The 4,320-nt window shown below is 62.1% G+C and carries 3 protein-coding genes; all 3 read right to left on the minus strand.

Annotation, left to right across the window (positions count from 1 at the left end; genetic code table 11):
- Window positions 1-127: 127 nt before the first annotated feature.
- Window positions 128-1,165 carry a DNA polymerase III subunit delta gene (holA, locus tag ACIOUG_RS26275; protein ID WP_401069969.1) on the minus strand — a complete coding sequence of 346 codons (1,038 nt, stop codon included), beginning with the start codon at window positions 1,163-1,165 and terminating at the stop codon, window positions 128-130.
- Window positions 1,166-1,204: 39 nt separating this feature from the next.
- On the minus strand, window positions 1,205-1,810 hold the full coding sequence (lptE, locus tag ACIOUG_RS26280) for an LPS assembly lipoprotein LptE (protein WP_401069972.1): 606 nt from the start codon (window positions 1,808-1,810) through the stop codon (window positions 1,205-1,207).
- Window positions 1,811-1,899: 89 nt separating this feature from the next.
- A partial coding sequence (gene leuS / locus ACIOUG_RS26285; protein WP_401069974.1) for a leucine--tRNA ligase occupies window positions 1,900-4,320 on the minus strand: 2,421 nt, incomplete at its 5' end.

Below are 4,320 nucleotides of genomic sequence, written 5' to 3' on the forward strand. Positions count from 1 at the left end.
GGTGCTTATTTTTATTTTTTCGTTTTTCCTTTGTTTTGTTTAAAAAAAAAAAACCAACCCCCCCCCCGCCCCCCCACCCCTACGGGCGGGGGGGCCCGCCCCCCCCCCACGCTGCGATCTTTTGCTTTTATTCAGCGGGAAGAGTCAGACGCTGCCCAGCCATCAACAACGCCAACCGGCTCAGGCTCATCCACGGCGATCCGGCGGCCTGGCCCTTGATCTGCGCATCAATACGCTGGGCTTCGAGCAGCAACTGTGCCCAGCGTTGCGCCGAGTAGCGTTGCAGGGCTTTGCTCATCAGTGGTTTGCGCTTGTCCCAGACCGGCGGTTTTGCCTGGCTGAAGCACTTGTCCAGCGGCGTGCCCTGGCTGTACTGCAGCGAGATATTGGCCAGCAGGCGCAACTCCCGCGCCAGCGCCCAGAGAATCACCGGCGGCTCGACGCCTTCACCGCGCAGCCCTTCAAGCATGCGCAAGGCGTGGGCTGGTTCGCCGTTGAGTACGGCGTCGGTCAGGCCGAACACGTCGAAGCGCGCACTGTCGGCCACCGCGGCCTGCACGGTTTCGACGGTGATCTGCCCACCTTCGGCCATCAGCTTGAGCTTTTCGATTTCCTGCGCAGCGGCGAGCAGGTTGCCCTCGACGCGTGCGGCGATCAGTTCCACCGCGTCCTGGCTGGCCGACAGGCCGGCCTGCGACAGACGCTGGCGAATCCAGCTCGGCAGCTGATTGGCATCCACCGGCCAGATCTGGATGAACTGGGTCTGCTGGCCTTCGACCAGCGCCTTGCCCCACTTGGTCTTCTGCGCACTGCCGTCGAGCTTGGGCAGGCTGATCAGCAGCACCGTGTCTTCAGCGGGACGCGAGCAGTATTCGATCAGCGCGGCAGCGCCCTTGTCACCGGGCTTGCCCGACGGCAGACGCAGTTCCAGCAGGCGCTTTTCGGCGAACAGGGACATGCTGGCGCCGGCCTGCAACAAGGTACCCCAATCGAAATTGGCGTCGGCAGCGAACACCTGGCGTTCGTCGAAACCTTGCTGGCGGGCAGCGCTGCGGATGGCGTCGGCGGCTTCCTGGCACAACAGCGGGTCATCGCCGCTGATGATATAGACGGGCGCAAGCGCACCTTGCAGGTGTTTGCCGAGTTGAGCGGGAGCGAATTTCATAAGAGAGGGCGAACGGGGCGCCTGAGCGCCCCGTACGTCTTACTGCTGCGGCAGTTCGAGCGGCGACTGACGCGGAGTTTCCGCTTCAGCCTTCTGTGCCGCTTTCAGCGCGTCGGCTTCAGCACGAGCGCGGTCGTTGGCCGCTTGCTGCAGTTTCTCCAGTTGACCCGGAGTCAGCTGTTGCAGGCGCAGCATCATGCGCTGAACCAGTTCGCGACGGGTTTCGTTGCGGGCGTCGTTTGCTTCCTGATCGGAACCGACGAGGTTGTTGCCGTCGTGGATGAACACCTTCTGCACTTCAAGCTTGTCGCTCATCAGGTTCAGATTGTGTTCGCCAACGATGTCGTAGTTCAGCACGGTGTCGACCTGGTATTCACCAGTACGGCCGGCGCCGGCGTAGCTGAGAATGCGCTGATTTTCTTGCTCGTCAGAAAGATACAGCTTGTACGGCGCACCGTTGTAGACCTTGACGCCGCTGGACTCCAGGACCTGACGCAGTTGTGTGACGGTCGGGCCGTAGGCGTTGCGGGCGCTCAGATCGAGCTCCTTGATCGACAGTTCGTTGGTGCCGGTGCCACGCAGCTGGAAACCACAGGCGCTCAGCAGAACGGCGAGGCCCATCACCAGCAGATTGCGTTTGATCATTGTGTTGCTCCCCTTGAAACCATGTGGGCCGACCCTGCGGCCCGAAAGGTTTTACAGTGCGTCCGGCGAACCTGACGCCCAATCCAATTTTAGCTGGCGACGATGTTGACCAGTTTCCCCGGTACAACGATCACTTTGCGAATGGTCAGACCGTCGACGAAACGCAGCACGTTCTCGTTGGCGCGGGCCGCCGCTTCGACTTCTTCGCGGGTGGCGCTGGCCGGCATTTCGATCTGGCCGCGCAGCTTGCCGTTCACTTGAATGACCAGTTGCAGGCTGTCCTGTACCAGCGCGCTTTCATCGACCGCAGGCCAGCCTGCGTCAATCACCGGGTCAGCGTGGCCCAGTTGATTCCACAGCTCATGGCTGATGTGCGGCGTGATTGGCGCCAGCAGCAAGGTCACGGCCTCGAGACCTTCGTGAATCAGCGCGCGATCCTGTTCGGAACCTTGTGCGGCTTTTTCCAGCACGTTCATCAGCGTCATCACCTGAGCGATGGCGGTGTTGAATTTGTGGTTCTGGCCAACGTCGTGGCTGGCCTGCTTGATGGCCAGGTGGATGGCGCGGCGCACGGCTTTCTGCTCGTCGTTCAGGCCGGCGATGTCCAGCTTGCCCGGCAGGCCCTGGGTGACGTGGGCTTGCGCCAGACGCCAGACGCGCTTGAGGAAGCGGTGCGAGCCTTCAACGCCGGAGTCCGACCATTCGGCGCTCATGTCAGGCGGCGAGGCGAACATCATGAACAGGCGGCAGGTGTCGGCGCCGAACTGATCGATCATCGACTGTGGGTCGACGCCGTTGTTCTTCGACTTGGCCATTTTCTCGGTGCCACCGATCTCCACCGGCAAGCCGTCGGATTTCAGTTTGGCGCTGATGACCTTGGCCTTGCTGTCGCGCTCGAGTTCCACGTCCGCCGGGTTGAACCAGGTGTAGGCACCGTTGGCTTCACGACGATAGTAAGTCTCGGCGATCACCATGCCCTGGGTCAGCAGGTTCTTGAACGGCTCGTTGGAGCTGACCAGACCTTCGTCACGCATCAGCTTGTGGAAGAAGCGCGCGTACAGCAGGTGAAGAATCGCGTGTTCGATGCCGCCGATGTACTGATCCACCGGCAACCAGTGGTCAGCCGCGGATTTTTCCACCAGGCCGCCCTCGAAGTGCGGCGAAGCGTAACGGGCGTAGTACCACGAGGACTCGACGAAGGTGTCCATGGTGTCGGTTTCACGCTTGGCAGGCTGGCCGCATTTCGGGCAGCTGCACTCGTAGAATTCCGGCATGCGCGCCAGCGGCGAACCGGCGCCGTCCGGCACCACGTCTTCCGGCAGCACTACCGGCAACTGGTCTTCCGGCACCGGCACATCACCGCAAGTGGCGCAGTGGATGATCGGGATCGGGCAGCCCCAGTAGCGCTGACGGCTGATGCCCCAGTCGCGCAGGCGGAACTGGGTGCGCGAGGCGCCGAGGTTTTTCTTGATCAGGGCGACTTCCATGGCATCGAACGCGCCAGCGAAGTCCAGACCGTCGAACTCGCCGGAGTTGATCAGTGTGCCGTGCTCGCCGTAGGCGTCCTGCCACGGAGCCGGGTTGGTGTCACCGGAACTGGTGCGCACTACCGATTTGACCGGCAGGTCGTACTTGTGGGCGAATTCGAAGTCACGCTCGTCGTGCGCCGGAACCGCCATCACGGCGCCGTCGCCGTAGTGCATCAGCACGTAGTTGGCGACCCAGACCGGGAGTTTTTCACCGGTCAGCGGGTGCTCGACGAACAGGCCGGTCGGCAGGCCTTTTTTCTCTTGAGTGGCGACGTCCGCTTCAGCGACGCTGCCGCCCTTGCATTCGGCGATGAACGCTTGCAGCTCAGGGTTGTTCTGCGCAGCCTGGGTCGCCAGCGGGTGCTCGGCAGCCACGGCAACGTAGGTCGCGCCCATCAGGGTATCCGGACGGGTGGTGAAGACCTTGAGGGTGCCTGCTTCGCCAATCGAGTCGACGTTGTACGGGAACTGCACTTCCATGCCACGGGACTTGCCGATCCAGTTGCGCTGCATGGTCTTGACCTGTTCCGGCCAGCCAGTCAGTTCGTCAAGGCTCTCCAGCAGCTCATCCGCGTAGGCGGTGATCTTGAAGTAGTACATCGGGATTTCGCGCTTTTCGATCAACGCGCCGGAACGCCAGCCGCGACCGTCGATCACCTGTTCGTTGGCCAGTACGGTCTGGTCGACCGGGTCCCAGTTCACGGTGCCGTTCTTGCGGTAGATCACGCCTTTTTCGAACAGGCGAGTGAACAGCCATTGTTCCCAGCGGTAGTAATCCGGCTTGCAGGTGGTCACTTCACGGGACCAGTCCACCGCCAGGCCCAGGCTGCGCAGCTGGGACTTCATGTAGGCGATGTTTTCGTAGGTCCACTTGGCGGGCGCCACGTTGTTCTTCATCGCGGCGTTTTCCGCCGGCATGCCGAAGGCGTCCCAACCCATCGGTTGCAGAACATTCTTGCCTTGCATTCGCTGGTAGCGGGA

This window comes from Pseudomonas sp. NPDC087803 (assembly GCF_044742995.1).
Classification (GTDB): Bacteria; Pseudomonadota; Gammaproteobacteria; order Pseudomonadales; family Pseudomonadaceae; genus Aquipseudomonas.